9 protein-coding genes are annotated in these 14,769 nt (G+C 67.0%); 6 read left to right on the top strand and 3 right to left on the bottom strand.

Features of this window, described 5'->3' with window-relative positions; all coding sequences use genetic code 11:
- Positions 1-15 precede the first annotated feature (15 nt).
- The 6 genes from ACFVTD_RS02190 (at position 16) to ACFVTD_RS02165 (ending at position 10,323) form a co-directional block, all read left to right on the top strand.
- On the top strand, positions 16-1,599 hold the full coding sequence (locus ACFVTD_RS02190) for an NAD(P)H-hydrate dehydratase (protein WP_387557433.1): 1,584 nt from the start codon (positions 16-18) through the stop codon (positions 1,597-1,599).
- Positions 1,600-1,668: 69 nt separating this feature from the next.
- Positions 1,669-3,927 carry a glycogen debranching protein GlgX gene (gene glgX / locus ACFVTD_RS02185; RefSeq protein WP_387557430.1) on the top strand — a complete coding sequence of 753 codons (2,259 nt, stop codon included), beginning with the start codon at positions 1,669-1,671 and terminating at the stop codon, positions 3,925-3,927.
- Complete coding sequence (gene treY / locus ACFVTD_RS02180; protein WP_387557427.1) at positions 3,924-6,254, top strand: malto-oligosyltrehalose synthase; 2,331 nt, start codon at positions 3,924-3,926, stop codon at positions 6,252-6,254. The genes glgX and treY overlap by 4 nt, the downstream gene beginning before the upstream one ends.
- Entirely contained in the window at positions 6,251-8,038 is a 1,788-nt protein-coding gene (treZ, locus tag ACFVTD_RS02175) for a malto-oligosyltrehalose trehalohydrolase (protein ID WP_387557424.1), read from the top strand. The genes treY and treZ overlap by 4 nt, the downstream gene beginning before the upstream one ends.
- A complete protein-coding gene (gene mgrA / locus ACFVTD_RS02170) occupies positions 8,035-9,075 on the top strand; it encodes an L-glyceraldehyde 3-phosphate reductase (RefSeq protein ID WP_387557421.1) in 1,041 nt (346 codons plus the stop codon). Before treZ ends, mgrA begins: the two co-directional genes overlap by 4 nt.
- Positions 9,076-9,237: 162 nt before the next feature.
- Positions 9,238-10,323, top strand: coding sequence for an inositol-3-phosphate synthase (locus ACFVTD_RS02165; protein WP_387557418.1), 1,086 nt, complete (start codon positions 9,238-9,240; stop codon positions 10,321-10,323).
- A gap of 189 nt (positions 10,324-10,512) precedes the next feature.
- On the opposite strand, the gene ACFVTD_RS02160 is transcribed toward ACFVTD_RS02165, so the two are convergent.
- The 3 genes from ACFVTD_RS02160 to mshA form a co-directional block, all read right to left on the bottom strand.
- Positions 10,513-11,472, bottom strand: coding sequence for a DUF559 domain-containing protein (locus tag ACFVTD_RS02160; protein WP_387557411.1), 960 nt, complete (start codon positions 11,470-11,472; stop codon positions 10,513-10,515).
- Positions 11,473-11,688: 216 nt separating this feature from the next.
- Entirely contained in the window at positions 11,689-13,365 is a 1,677-nt protein-coding gene (locus ACFVTD_RS02155) for a formate--tetrahydrofolate ligase (RefSeq protein ID WP_387557409.1), read from the bottom strand.
- A 104-nt stretch (positions 13,366-13,469) separates the two neighbouring features.
- On the bottom strand, positions 13,470-14,735 hold the full coding sequence (gene mshA, locus ACFVTD_RS02150) for a D-inositol-3-phosphate glycosyltransferase (protein WP_387557406.1): 1,266 nt from the start codon (positions 14,733-14,735) through the stop codon (positions 13,470-13,472).
- Positions 14,736-14,769: the final 34 nt, after the last annotated feature.

The following is a 14,769-nucleotide window of genomic DNA, read 5'->3' as shown; positions in this document are numbered from 1 at the left end:
CCAGGCCCCCGCCGCATGATCAGCGCCTACACCGGAAAGCAGGTCCGGGCCGCCGAGGAGCCACTCCTGGCCACCGGCCTGGGGGACGTGCTCATGCAGCGCGCCGCACACGGCCTGGCCAACGCCGTCGTCAATGAACTCAAGGCACGCGGCACCCGCCTGAACGGCGCCCGCGTGGTGGTGCTGGCCGGCAAGGGCAACAACGGCGGCGACGGCCTCGTCGCCGGCGCCTTCCTGGCCGCCCGGGGAATGCGCACGACGGCGGTGCTCACCGGGGACGCGGCCCATCCGGCAGGCCTGGCCGCACTGGAGCGCGCCGGCGGCCGGGCGCAGCGGCTCACCGACGCGGCACTTCCGGAGCTGGCTGAAGAAGCCGCCCGGGCCGACGTCGTCATTGATGCCGTCCTGGGAACCGGCGCCAAGGGCGGGCTGCGGGGGAGTGCCGCGGCCCTTGTCCAGGCTGTCGCTGACGGGCACCGCCGAGGCTTTGTGGTGGCGTGCGACCTTCCCAGCGGCGTGGATGCGGACACCGGCGAGGCCGCCGCGCCCGTCCTGCCGGCCGACCTGACGGTCACGTTCGGGGGAGCGAAGGACGGCCTGCTGGCCGACCCCGGCGCCGACTACGCGGGCCGGGTGCTGGTGGTGCCCATCGGGATCGAGGAGCACCTGCCCGAGCCCTCCCTGCGCCGGCTTGAGGACGCTGACCTTGCCCGGCTCCTGCCGCACCCGTCCCGGCGGGCCCAGAAGTACTCCCGCGGCGTGCTGGGCGTGGTGGCCGGTTCGGAGGACTACCCCGGCGCGGCCATCCTCGCCTGCCAAGGCGCCCTGGCCGCGGGAGTGGGCATGGTCAGGTACCTGGGTCCGCCGTCCGTGGCCGACCTGGTCCGCCAGTCGTGCCCCGAAGTTGTCTGCAGCACCGGGACCGTGGCTGAAAACCGCGTCCAGGCCTGGCTGGTGGGCTCCGGCATGGGGCCCCACGACCACGAACAATTGACCCGCGCCCGGGACGCCATCGCATCGGACCTTCCCGTCGTGGCCGATGCCGGCGCGCTGCCTGCGCTGCCTGCCATGCTCGCCCCGCATGTGGTGCTCACCCCGCACGCCGGTGAGCTTGCATCGCTGTTCCACCGCATGGGCCACCCGGAGGACCGGGAGGCGGTGGAGGCCGGAACGCTGGCAGCGGTGCGCAATGCGGCGGAGCGCACCGGAGCCACCGTCCTGCTCAAAGGAGCCACCACCCTCGTCTCCGCGCCGCGGGGCGCCACCTTCAGCCAAGCGGACGGCACGCCATGGCTCGCCACCGCCGGGAGCGGGGATGTGCTGGCCGGCGTCATTGGTGCTCTGCTCGCCCAGGCGGGGGACGACGTCGGGCGCTTAGATGAGGTGGGCATCGGCGCCGATGCGCGGTGGGCCGCCATCGCAGCGCTGGGTGCTGCGCTGCACGGCAAGGCCGGGAGGGCGGCGTCGGAGGCCGTGTCCGGCGGGCCGATCACCGCGGGACGTGTTGCGGCGGCCCTACCCGAAATTTGGGGTAAAGTCAGCATGCTTAGTAACTATGGAGCCTGGAAACGTAATAGTCACAGCCAACCACTACGGTAGGCATTAGTTCGCACCAGCAGCAGGGGCGTTCCAATGCCGTCTGCTGCTGACCAAATAATGAGGAGCACGATGGAAGTCTGGCCTGGAACTGCCTACCCGCTGGGAGCTACCTTTGACGGCACCGGCACCAATTTCGCTTTGTTCAGCGAACGGGCGGAGCGGGTCGAACTCTGCCTCCTGGCCGATGACTTGACCGAAACCAAGATCGAGCTGACCGAGGTGGACGGCTACGTGTGGCACTGCTACCTGCCCCACATCCAGCCCGGCCAGAAGTACGGCTACCGCGTGCACGGCCCGTACGACCCCGCCGCCGGCAACCGCTTCAACCCGAACAAGCTGCTGATGGACCCCTACGCCAAGGCCATCCAGGGACAGATCGACTGGGATCCGGCGCTGTTCTCGTACGAATTCGGCGACCCGGACTCCCGTAACGACGCCGATTCCGCGCCGCACACCATGCACGGCGTGGTCATCAACCCGTTCTTCGAATGGGACGGCGACCGCCAGCTGAAGATCCCGTACCACGAGTCCGTGATCTACGAAGCCCACGTCAAGGGCCTCACCGAACTGCACCCGGAGATCCCCGAGGAGCAGCGCGGCACCTACGCCGGCGTCTCGCACCCCGCCGTGATCGAGCACATGAAGAAGCTCGGCGTCACCGCCATCGAGCTCATGCCGGTCCACCAGTTCGTCAACGACGGCACCCTGGAAGAGAAGGGCCTCAACAACTACTGGGGCTACAACACCATCGGCTTCTTCGCCCCGCAGAACACCTACAGCTCCACCGGCGACGTGGGGCACCAGGTCCAGGAATTCAAGGCCATGGTCCGCGACCTGCACCGTGCCGGCATCGAAGTGATCCTCGACGTCGTCTACAACCACACGGCAGAAGGCAACCACCTCGGCCCCACTCTGTCCTTCAAGGGCATCGACAACCAGGCCTACTACCGCCTGGTGGACAACGACCTCAAGCACTACATGGACTACACGGGCACCGGCAACTCGCTCAACGTGCGCCACCCGCACTCCCTGCAGCTGCTCATGGATTCCCTGCGCTACTGGGTCACCGAGATGCACGTGGACGGCTTCCGCTTCGACCTCGCCTCCACCCTGGCCCGCGAGTTCTACGACGTGGACAAGCTCTCCACCTTCTTCGAACTGATCCAGCAGGACCCGGTAGTCTCCCAGGTCAAGCTGATCGCCGAGCCGTGGGACGTTGGGCCCGGCGGCTACCAGGTGGGCAACTTCCCGCCGCAGTGGACGGAATGGAACGGCAAGTACCGCGACACCGTCCGTGACTTCTGGCGCGGCGAACCCTCCACCCTGGGCGAGTTCGCTTCCCGCCTGACCGGTTCGGCAGACCTGTACGAGAGCTCTGCCCGGCGCCCGGTGGCATCCATCAACTTCGTCACCGCCCACGACGGCTTCACCATGCGGGACCTGGTCTCCTACAACGAGAAGCACAACGAGGCCAACGGCGAAGGCAACAACGACGGCGAATCCCACAACCGTTCCTGGAACTGCGGCGTGGAAGGGGACACCGACGACGAGAAGGTGCTGACCCTGCGTGCCCGGCAGCAACGGAACTTCATCGCCACGCTGCTGCTCTCCCAGGGCGTGCCCATGCTGCTCCACGGCGACGAGCTGGGCCGCACGCAGCAGGGCAACAACAACACCTATTGCCAGGACTCCGAACTCAGCTGGGTGCACTGGGAAGCCATGGACCAGCCGCTGGTGGAGTTCACCGCATTCGTCAACAAGCTCCGGCATGACCACCCCACCTTCCGCCGCAGCCGCTTCTTCGACGGCCGCCCGGTGCGCCGTGGTGAAGGCGAGAAGCTGCCGGACATCGTCTGGCTGAAGACCGACGGCACGGAAATGCTGCCGGAGGACTGGGGGAGCGGCTTCGGCCGGACCATTGGCGTGTTCTACAACGGTGACGGCATCCAGGAACAGGACTCGCGCGGCCGCAGGATCACCGATGACAGCTTCCTGATGGCCTTCAACGCCCATGACGACGCGGTGGACTTCTGCGTCCCGTCCGACGAGTACTCGCAGTACTGGGAGGTCCTGATCGACACCGCCGCGCAGGCCGACGCCTACGAGCCGCTCAAGGCCGGGGCCACCCTGACGCTGGACGCGAAGTCCATGGTGGTCCTGCGCGCCTACTCCGGCCCCGAAGCGGAAGTGGACCTTTCGGCAGCCGCGTCCCTGGCCTCCATGGCCGAGCACGAGGAAGCCCAGGAGGAGATGGTGGAGGCCCAGACCAAGGCCGCGGAAGCCAGCGAGGCAAGGGCTACGGGCGCCGACGAGGACGCCAAGGCATGAGGACCCCGGTCTCCACCTACCGCTTGCAGATCCGCGGCAGCTTCACCCTGTTCGACGCCGCCGAGAAGGTCCCGTACCTGAAGGACCTCGGGGTGGACTGGGTGTACCTCTCGCCCATCCTCACCGCGGAAAAGGGCTCGGACCACGGCTACGACGTGACCGACCCGTCCGCCGTGGATCCGGACCGCGGCGGCCCGGAAGGCCTGCTCGCCCTCTCCAAGGCTGCCCGCGAACACGGCATGGGCGTCCTGGTGGACATCGTGCCCAACCACGTGGGAGTGGCCACCCCGGTGCAGAACCCGTGGTGGTGGTCTTTGCTCAAGGAAGGCCGCGGATCGCCGTACGCCGAAGCGTTCGACGTCGACTGGGACCTGGGCGGCGGCAAGGTCCGGCTCCCCATGCTGGGCTCGGATGACGACCTGGACAAGCTCGAGGTCAAGGACGGCGAGCTCCGCTACTACGACCACCGGTTCCCGCTGGCCGATGGCACGTACAGCGAGGGTGATTCCCCGCAGGACGTGCACAGCCGCCAGCACTACGAGCTGATGGACTGGCGCCGAGCCGACGCCGAGCTGAACTACCGGCGTTTCTTTGCGGTCACCACCCTCGCCGGCATCCGGGTGGAAGAGCCGTCCGTGTTCGAGGAAGCCCATGCCGAGGTGGGCCGCTGGTTCACCGAAGGCCTGGTGGACGGGCTCCGCGTGGACCACCCGGATGGCCTGGCCGACCCCGCCGGCTACCTCCGCTGGCTCAAGGACCTCAGCGGCGGCGCGTACGTCCTGGTGGAGAAAATCCTGGAACCGGGCGAGGTGCTTCCACAGGATTTTGCCTGCGAAGGGACCACCGGCTACGACGCACTGGCTGACGTGGACCGGGTCTTCGTTGACCCGGCCGGGCAGCCGGAGCTGGATGCGCTGGACGCTTCCCTTCGGGGTACCTCCGAGCCAGCCGACTACGCCGAGATGATCCGCGGTACCAAGCGCATGATCGCCGACGGCATCCTGCGCTCCGAAGTGCTGCGGCTGGCCCGGCTGGTCCCCGAGTCCCACGGGATCACGGTGGACGAGGCAGCCGATGCCATCGCCGAGGTCATTGCGTCCTTCCCGGTCTACCGGTCCTACCTGCCGGTGGGAGCCGACGTCCTCAAGGAAGCCTGCGAGTCCGCCGCAGCGCACCGGCCGGACCTCGAAGTAGCGGTGGGAACCCTCCTTCCGCTGCTGCTGGACCCCGCCAACCCCATCGCCGTGCGTTTCCAGCAGACCTCCGGCATGGTCATGGCCAAGGGCGTGGAGGACACCGCGTTCTACCGCTACACCCGCCTGGGCACCCTGACCGAGGTTGGCGCCGAACCCACCGAGTTCGCGGTGTCACCGGAGGAATTCCACCAGCGGATGCAGCGGCGCCAGCAGGACCTGCCGCTGTCCATGACCACCCTGTCCACCCACGACACCAAGCGCAGCGAGGATGCCCGGGCCCGGATCTCGGTCATCGCCGAACTGCCGCAGGAGTGGGCCGATACGCTGGCGACGCTCCGCGGACTGGCGCCGATTCCGGACGGACCGTACGAGAACCTTCTGTGGCAGGCGATCGTCGGTGCGTGGCCTGCCAGCCGGGAGCGGCTTCAGGGCTACGCCGAAAAGGCGGCCCGGGAAGCCGGCAACTCCACCAAGTGGACCGATCCCAACGAGGACTTCGAGGCCAAGGTCAAGGCTGCCGTTGATGCAGTGTTCGACGACGCTAAGGTGGCCAAGGTGGTGGCCGATTTCGTGGCCCGCATCGATGCCTACTCGGCCGCCAATTCGGTGTCCGCCAAGCTGGTCCAGCTGACCATGCCGGGCGTCCCGGACGTCTACCAGGGCAGCGAGTTCTGGGAACGGTCCTTGACCGACCCGGACAACCGCCGCCCCGTGGACTTCGCTGCACGGCAGGCAGAACTGGCAAAGCTCGACGCCGGTACGTTGCCGGACGCGGGCACCGAGGCCAGCAAGCTTCTTGTCACGTCGCGGGCGCTGCGCCTCCGCCGGGACCGGCCTGAGCTGTTCCAGGGGTACACCCCGCTCGCTGCGACCGGCGCGGCCGCCGGGCACGTGCTCGCGTTTTCCCGCGGCACCTCGGCGGCGTCGCCCGGCGCGGTGACCTTGGCTACCCGGCTCCCCGCCGGCCTGGAAGCCGCCGGCGGGTGGCGGGACACCGCCGTCGACCTTTCCGTTGCCATGCGCGACGAACTGACCGGTGCCAGCTACGGTCCGGGGCCGCTTTCGGTGTCGGAGGTGCTGGGTACCTACCCCGTGGCCCTGCTGGTCCCCGTGGATGGAGAAAAAGCATGACCCTGGTCAACGCAGGACCCGAGCGCTTCGATGTGTGGGCGCCGGACGTCTCATCGGTGGTACTGCTGGCCGGCGGCCGGCAGTACCCCATGCAGAAAAAGGACACGGCGCCCGGCTCCGAAGGATGGTGGACCGCGCCCGACGCCCCGGCCGACGGGGACGTGGACTACGGCTACCTGCTCGACGGGGACAGCACCCCAATTCCGGATCCGCGGTCGCGCCGGCTGCCGGACGGTGTCCATAAGCAGTCCCGCACCTACGATCCTTCCGCCTATGCGTGGCAGGACTCAGGCTGGGGTGGCAAGGACCTGCAAGGTTCTGTGATCTACGAACTCCATGTGGGCACCTTCACCCCTGAAGGGACCCTCGATGCCGCGGCTGAGAAGCTGGGCTACCTGGTGGACCTGGGAATCGACTTCATCGAGTTGCTGCCGGTCAACGGCTTCAACGGGACCCATAACTGGGGCTACGACGGCGTTCAGTGGTACACCGTGCATGAAGGCTACGGCGGCCCGGCTGCCTACCAGCGGTTCGTCGACGCCGCACACGCGGCAGGACTCGGCATCATCCAGGACGTGGTGTACAACCACCTGGGGCCCAGCGGAAACTACCTCCCCAAGTTCGGCTCGTACCTGAAGCAGGGCGACGCCAACACGTGGGGCGATTCCGTGAACCTGGACGGGGCTGGCTCCGACGTGGTCCGCGAATACATCCTGGACAACGCCGCCCTGTGGCTGCGCGACTACCACGTGGACGGGCTGCGACTCGATGCCGTGCACGCGCTGCGGGACGAGCGGGCCGTGCACATCCTGGAGGACCTGGGCGCCCTGGGCGACGCTATCTCGGCAGAGACCGGGCTGCCCAAGACCCTCATCGCGGAATCGGACCTCAACAACCCGCGCCTGATCTACCCCCGCGATGCCAACGGGTACGGCCTGGCCGGGCAGTGGAGCGACGACTTCCACCACGCGGTCCACGTCAACGTCAGCGGCGAGACCACGGGCTACTACTCTGACTTCGAGTCCCTGGCCGTGCTGGCCAAGGTCCTCAAGGACGGGTTCCTGCACGACGGCAGCTACTCCAGCTTCCGCGGCCGGCACCACGGACGCCCCATCAACGCCTCGCTGGTGCACCCGGCGGCGCTGGTGGTCTGCAACCAGAACCACGACCAGATCGGCAACCGGGCCACGGGAGACAGGCTCTCGCAGTCGCTGTCCTACGGGCAGCTGGCCGTCGCCGCGGTGCTCACCCTGACGTCGCCGTTCACGCCCATGCTGTTCATGGGCGAGGAATACGGGGCCACCACGCCGTGGCAGTTCTTCACCTCGCACCCCGAACCGGAGCTCGGCAAGGCCACCGCGGAAGGGCGCATCAAGGAATTCGAGCGCATGGGGTGGGATCCCGCCGTCGTGCCCGATCCCCAGGACCCCGAAACCTTCCGCCGCTCCAAGCTGGACTGGGCCGAGGCTGCCACGGGTGACCACGCGCGGCTCCTCGAGCTGTACCGGTCCCTGACGGCGCTGCGCCGCTCCCATCCGGACCTGGCTGGGCTTGGTTTCGGTGAGACAGAGGTGTCGTACGACGACGACGCCGGCTGGCTGCGGTTCCGGCGCGGGTCTGTCGAGGTGCTGGTGAACTTCTCCGACGCCAAGGTCCGGCTGGACGGTTCCGGCAGCGTACTGCTGGCTACCGACGACGGGACCGGGCTGGACGGCGGGGCCCTGGCCATGGCGCCCTGGAGTGCCGCGATCATCGCAACCCAACAGGAGGGACAGAACGCATGACCTACGCAGCAGCGGACAACCGCTACGAAACCATGCCCTACCGCCGGGTGGGCCGCAGCGGGCTCAAGCTCCCGGCCATTTCCCTGGGCCTGTGGCACAACTTCGGCGACGACAAGCGCTTCGAGGAACAGCGGGACATCCTCCGCCGTGCGTTCGACCTTGGCGTCAACCACTTCGACCTCGCCAACAACTACGGGCCTCCGGACGGCTCCGCGGAAACGAACTTCGGGCGGCACCTCCGGGACGACTTCAAGCCGTACCGCGACGAACTGGTCATCTCCACCAAGGCCGGCTACTACATGTGGCCGGGCCCCTACGGGGAATGGGGTTCCCGGAAATACCTGCTCTCCAGCCTGGACCAGTCCCTGCAGCGGATGGGCCTGGACTACGTGGACATCTTCTACAGCCACCGCCCCGATCCCGAGACACCCATGGAAGAAACCATGGGCGCCCTGGACTACGCTGTCCGGTCCGGCAAGGCACTGTACGCCGGGATTTCCTCGTACACCCCCGAACAGACCCTCGAGGCCGCCCGCATCCTCAAGGAACTCGGCACGCCGCTCCTGATCCACCAGCCCAGCTACTCCATGCTGAACCGCTGGACCGAGGACGGCTCGCCCAACCTGTACGAGGTGCTGGACCAGGTGGGTGCCGGATCCATCGCCTTCTCGCCCCTGGCGCAAGGGATGCTCACGGACCGCTACCTCCACGGCATCCCCGAAGACTCCCGGGCGGCCAAGGCACGTTTCCTCTCCGAGGACTCCATCACGGAGGAGAAACTGGACCGGGTCCGCGGACTGCGGAAGATCGCCGAAGGCCGCGGGCAGTCCCTCGCACAGATGGCCATTGCCTGGATCCTGCGCGACCAGCCCAAGGGTTCACCGGTCACCTCGGCCCTGGTGGGCGCGTCGAGCGTCCGGCAGTTGGAGGACACCCTGTCCGCCATCAACAACCTCGACTTTTCAGACGACGAATTGACCGCCATCGATGAGTTCGCTGTTGAGTCCGATATCAACCTCTGGAAGCAGGACGCCTAAGGCACCTGTTTTCATTACACAGCGGGACCGGCGGAACAACGGCCGGTCCCGCTGTGTTGGGTAGTATGAAATGGCGCCGCGCGGCGCCAAGCCAGCCGGCCGCCGTCGTCCACTACTCGGAGGCCAACCAGGCCGGCTGACGTTTGTCCCCAAAGGAGTTCCGTGTCTTCACATCCCATCCGTGTTGCAATCGTTGGCGTGGGCAACTGCGCCGCCTCGCTGGTGCAGGGCGTCCACTACTACAAGGATGCCGACCCGGCCGAAACCATCCCGGGCCTGATGCACGTTGAGTTTGGCCAGTACCACGTGGGTGACGTTGAGTTCGTCGCAGCCTTCGATGTGGACGGCAAGAAGGTCGGCGTTGACCTTTCCGATGCCATCCTGGCCAGCGAGAACAACACCATCAAGATCGCCGACGTCCCCCCCACCGGCGTCACCGTCCAGCGCGGCCACACCCTGGACGGGCTCGGCAAGTACTACCTCGAGACCATCGAGCAGTCCACCGAAGAGCCAGTCGACGTGGTCCAGGCCCTCAAGGACGCTGCCGTTGACGTGATGGTCTGCTACCTGCCCGTGGGTTCCCAGCAGGCCGCCGAGTTCTACGCCCAGGCCGCGATCGACGCCGGCGTGGCATTCGTCAACGCGCTGCCCGTGTTCATTGCCGGAACCAAGGAATGGGCTGACAAGTTCACCGCCGCCGGCGTCCCGATCGTGGGCGACGACATCAAGAGCCAGATTGGCGCCACCATCACCCACCGCGTCATGGCCAAGCTGTTCGAGGACCGCGGCGTCACCCTGGACCGGACCTACCAGCTGAACGTCGGCGGCAACATGGACTTCAAGAACATGCTGGAGCGTGACCGGCTGGAGTCCAAAAAGATCTCCAAGACCCAGGCAGTGACCTCCAACGTGGAAGCCGAACTGGCTGCCAAGGACGTGCACATCGGCCCGTCCGACTACGTCCAGTGGCTTGATGACCGCAAGTGGGCATTCGTTCGCCTTGAAGGCAGGAACTTCGGCGACGCCCCGGTGTCCCTGGAGTACAAGCTGGAGGTCTGGGATTCCCCCAACTCCGCCGGCGTGATCATCGATGCGATCCGTGCCGCCAAAATCGGCCTGGACCGCGGCATCGGCGGCCCGCTGCTCTCCGCCTCCAGCTACTTCATGAAGTCCCCGCCGGAGCAGTTCAACGACGACCTCGCCCGCGAGAAGGTCGAAGCCTTCATCCGCGGCGACCTGGAGCGCTAAACCGCCATTTCCCGGTGCCTGACGCTCCCTCACCCTCGGGTGGGGGAGCGTCCTGCGTTAACGCCCAATCACTTCCGGCCGGTTTTCCCGGGACCCCCATCACCTTTTTCCGGCTTTTCCAGGACGCGCCATCACTTCCCGTCCCCTGAGGAGGCCGCGATTTTGGGCGCGGTGATGGTGTTTTTTTGTTCACCCGTTTCCGGCAAAACCAGCTGAGTAGGAATGGTCAATCCACGCCGTACGAAGGTGCCGTTTGATTGCCGCTATAGCTCGTTGAAAACCGTCCGTGGCATCGTCCTTGGTGAATACCAGAACCGTCCACCCAGCTGATTCGAAGGCTTTGTCGCGCCGTCGATCACTCAGTCGCTGAGCCTCAAGAAGATGGTGACCGCCGTCGTACTGGACTGCAAGGCGCCGGTGACGGTAGCCCAGGTCGGCAGTAGGGGAAGCTGCATCATTCGGTCGAAGTGCGATTTGCAGGTCAGGTTCTGGCAGGTTCGCGTCAAGCTTGGCCAGCCGCAGCATCGATTCCGGTGCCGAATCAGCGCCGACCCTCATCAACTCCAAAGCTTCCCGGGCACGCACGACCCCCTGAAGATTAGGGTGCCGGCTGACCAAAGCGCTGAGACCCTCCAATGTGTCAAAGGGCCGTGACCTGGCTTCAAACTCCGCTCGAGGGATGCGGATGATTTGGTCTCCAAGGCAGACCAGCTCAGCCAGCGACAGCCGCCGGGCCAAGTCGAGCCAGGTTCGGGAACGGGTGCTGATGCGGATACCGTCGACAGTTTCGATTTCGTCTGCGCTTGCTATGACCCTATGGGCAACCACACCTTTCCGGCGCACCTGCGGTAAATGCTTCGGTTTGCTCATATGCAGTTCAGTTGAGTCCGACAGCCACGCGGGGAGCAGTTGGCAGTGCAAACGTGCAGCTGTGACGTGTGAAATCCACGCGCCTGGCGAAACTTCCGAGAGAACCCGTGCCGCGGCTTCCAGCTCGAAGCTCCAAGTCGACGGGCGGTACAACTGCCTGCTGACGTGGACCAGGTCATCCTTCCGCAGCCGCTTCGCTGACACACCGGCAGCCACCGCCGAGCCGTATGTGAACGGAGTGCTTGCCAGGGTCGACGGGAGATCAGTGCGGTTATGCATGCTGGCATTCTGGCGTAGAAGGCCGGACCACTGCAGGAGTTATCCACAGGAACCGACTTGGATGGTTCCAAGGTGGTCGGGCGTTGGTGGGAAGTAGGCGGGAGGTGATGGCGCGTTGGTGGGTTGGGGGCGGGAGGTGATGGCGGGTTCTTGAAAAGTAGGCGGGAGGTGATGGGGCGTTGGTGGAAAGTGGGCCGGATGTGATGGGGCGTTGGGCTAGGTGAGGCCGACGGGGTTGCCGTCCGCGTCGACGTCCATGCGCAACGCAGCCGGGACGGCCGGCAGGCCCGGCATGGTCATCACGGCACCCGTCAGCGCCACGATGAACCCCGCTCCGGTCTTGGGCAGCAGGTCGCGCACGTGGATGGTGAACCCCTTGGGGGCGCCCAGCCGGGCGGCATCGTCAGTGAATGAGTACTGGGTTTTGGCCATGCACACTGGCAGCGAACTCCAGCCGTTCCGCTCAATGTCGGCCAGCCGCTTTAATGCAGGCACGGAGAAGTCCACGCCGTCGGCGCCGTAGATTTCCTGGACGATGGTCCTGATCTTGTCCTCCACCGACAACCCCAGCGAGTAGAGGTGCCGGAAGCTGTTGGGGCCGGCCACGGCCTCGGCAACCAGGGCAGCCAGCTCATCACCGCCGTCCCCGCCGCCGCCCCGGCCCCACACGTCGGCGACGGCCGCCGGGACACCTTCGGCCGCGCACCAGGCCAGCAGCCAGTCAAGCTCCTCGGCCGAGTCGGATGAGAACCGGTTGATGGCAACCACAGGTGTGACGCCGAACTTTTCCACGTTGTGGATGTGCCGGCGGAGGTTCACCACGCCTGCTTCCAGTGCGGCCAGGTCCGGCTGCGTCAGCTGGGCCTTGGCCACGCCGCCCTGCATCTTCAAGGCGCGGACCGTCGCCACCACCACGACGGCGGAGGGTGCCAGGCCCCCGATCCTGGCCTTGATGTCCATGAACTTCTCTGCCCCGAGGTCTGCGCCGAAGCCCGCCTCGGTCACCACGATGTCCGCCAGCCGGCGGGCGGTCTGCGTGGCAATGAGCGAGTTGCAGCCGTGGGCGATGTTGGCGAACGGGCCGCCGTGCACCAGCGCGGGGGTAGCGGCGATGGTCTGCACCAGGTTCGGCTTGATGGCTTCCTTCAGCAGCAGGGTCAGGGCGCCCTGGACCCCCAGATCGGCTACCGTGACGGGTGTCCGGTCGTACGTGTACCCGAAGGTGATTCTGCCCAGGCGCTCCCGAAGGTCGGCGATGTCCGTCGCCAGGCAAAAGACGGCCATGATTTCCGATGCCACGGTGATGTCGAAACCGTCCTGCCGCGGCACGCCCTGGGAGGGGCCGCCCAGGCCGATCACCACCTCCCGCAGGGCACGGTCGTTCATGTCCAGCACCCGCTTGAAGGTCATCCTGCGCGGATCGATGTTCAATGCATTGCCCTGGTAGATGTGGTTGTCCACCAGGGCCATCAGGGCGTTGTTGGCCGATGTGATCGCATGGAAGTCGCCGGTGAAGTGCAGGTTGATCTCGTCCATGGGCAGCACCTGTGAGTAGCCGCCGCCGGTGGCACCGCCCTTCATGCCGAGCACGGGCCCCAGGGACGGTTCCCGCAGGGCGATCATCACCTTGTGGCCGGCACGGGCCAGCGAGTCTGCCAGCCCGACGGTGGTGGTGGACTTCCCCTCGCCGGCGGGGGTGGGAGACATGGCCGAGACTAGCACCACTTTCCCGGCCGGCGGAGGCGCGTCGAGGCGTGTGGGGTCGATCTTTCCCTTGTAGCGGCCGTACTGTTCCAGCGCCTCAGGGTTGATTCCTGCGGCAGCCGCGATCTCTGCGATGGGCCGGATCCGCGCAGCGCGGGCAATCTCGAGGTCAGAGGGGAGAGCAGACATCCTTGTCCTTTCCTGCACCGGCCGGCGCCGAATACCTGCCCCTAAGCTAACAGCACGCAGCTCCAACGGCACGCGGTTCCGGCGCCGCCAGGGAAAAGGGGATTTCAGGACGCGGGAACAGCCGGGGCCAGGCGGCGGACCGCGAAGCTGTCGACGGCGGCATGGTAGCTTTCGAGCGTGATGGCGGCAGTGCGCTGCCAGCCGGAGTTCTGGGCCCGGATGGCGGCGGCGCGGCCCAGGTCTTCGCGGGTGGCGGGGTCGTCGTAGAGGGCCTCGAGGGCATCGGCCCAGTCGGCAGCGTGGTGGCCGTCCACCAGGAGCCCGGTCCGGCCGTGGAAGATGGCGCGGGACAGGCCGCCGACCCGGGTGGCCACCACGGGCGTTCCGCAGGCCTGGGCCTCGAGTGCCACGAGCCCGAAGGATTCGCTGAACGACGGCATCACCACAACGTCGGCCGCACGGAACCAGGACGCCAGCTCAGGTGCCTTCACCGGCGGAAGCTGCGTGACGACGTCGTCCATTCCCGCCTCCGCCACGAGACAACGGAGGTTGAACTCCTTGTTGCCGCTCAACGCGCCCAGGATGGTGACGCGCAGGTCGATGTCCGGGCGGCGTTTCCGCAGCAGCGCGGCGGCCTTGACCAGGACCTGCGGGCCTTTCAGCCGCTGGATGCGGCCGGCGAACACGAGGTGGAACGTGTCCGGGCTGACGCCGTGCCCGGCCCTGGACCGTGCCCGAAAGGCCGGGGTGAACGTGGCCAGGTCCACCCCGGGCGGGGCGATGTCGATGCGGTCGTAGGTGGCCCCATAGTGGGATACGAGTTCGGCGGCCTCGGAACTGGTGTTGGCGATGAGCCTGGCCGCGCCGTCCACGATGCGGTGCTCGCCCAGTTCGCGGCGCCGGGGCTCGGGCTGCTCGCCGGATTCCAGCAGCAGGTTCTTGACCTTGGCCATGGTGTGCATGGTGTGAACCAGCGGCACGCCCCACAGTTCGGACAGCTCCAGCCCGGCGATCCCGGACACCCAGTAGTGGGAGTGGATGACGTCGTACCGGCCGTGTGGCTGGCGGCGGCGGATCTGTTCGATTTCCGCGACCATGGCGTGGAGCAGCCCGGGGAGCTCTTCCTTGGGGATCTTCCTGGGCGGGCCGGCCAGGACGTTGTGGACGCACACCCCGGGGTCGGGATGCTCGACGGCGGGCTGGTCGGCTGAGGTGGCGCGCGTGAAGATCTCCACCTCCACGCCCGCCTCCGCCAGCGCCGATGCCAGCTCGCGGATGTAGACGTTCATGCCGCCGGCATCACCGGAGCCGGGCTGTTCCATGGGGGAGGTGTGGAGGGAAAGCAAAGCGACCCTGCGGATCAGTGCCACGGGACCTCCTTCCGGCCGCCGGCGCGTGTCAGGG

This window comes from Pseudarthrobacter sp. NPDC058119, assembly GCF_042884655.1.
GTDB lineage: Bacteria > Actinomycetota > Actinomycetes > Actinomycetales > Micrococcaceae > Arthrobacter.
Note: the sequence above shows the minus strand (reverse complement) of the source record. Positions and strands in the feature narration are given on the sequence as shown.

Excerpts from the sequence above, each read along its gene's own strand:
- ACFVTD_RS02190 (WP_387557433.1), top strand. The coding sequence starts at position 16 with ATGATCAGCGCCTACACCGGAAAGCAGGTCCGGGCCGCCGAGGAGCCA.
- glgX (WP_387557430.1), top strand. The coding sequence starts at position 1,669 with ATGGAAGTCTGGCCTGGAACTGCCTACCCGCTGGGAGCTACCTTTGAC.
- treY (WP_387557427.1), top strand. The coding sequence starts at position 3,924 with ATGAGGACCCCGGTCTCCACCTACCGCTTGCAGATCCGCGGCAGCTTC.
- treZ (WP_387557424.1), top strand. The coding sequence starts at position 6,251 with ATGACCCTGGTCAACGCAGGACCCGAGCGCTTCGATGTGTGGGCGCCG.
- mgrA (WP_387557421.1), top strand. The coding sequence starts at position 8,035 with ATGACCTACGCAGCAGCGGACAACCGCTACGAAACCATGCCCTACCGC.
- ACFVTD_RS02160 (WP_387557411.1), bottom strand. The coding sequence starts at position 11,472 with ATGCATAACCGCACTGATCTCCCGTCGACCCTGGCAAGCACTCCGTTC.
- ACFVTD_RS02155 (WP_387557409.1), bottom strand. The coding sequence starts at position 13,365 with ATGTCTGCTCTCCCCTCTGACCTCGAGATTGCCCGCGCTGCGCGGATC.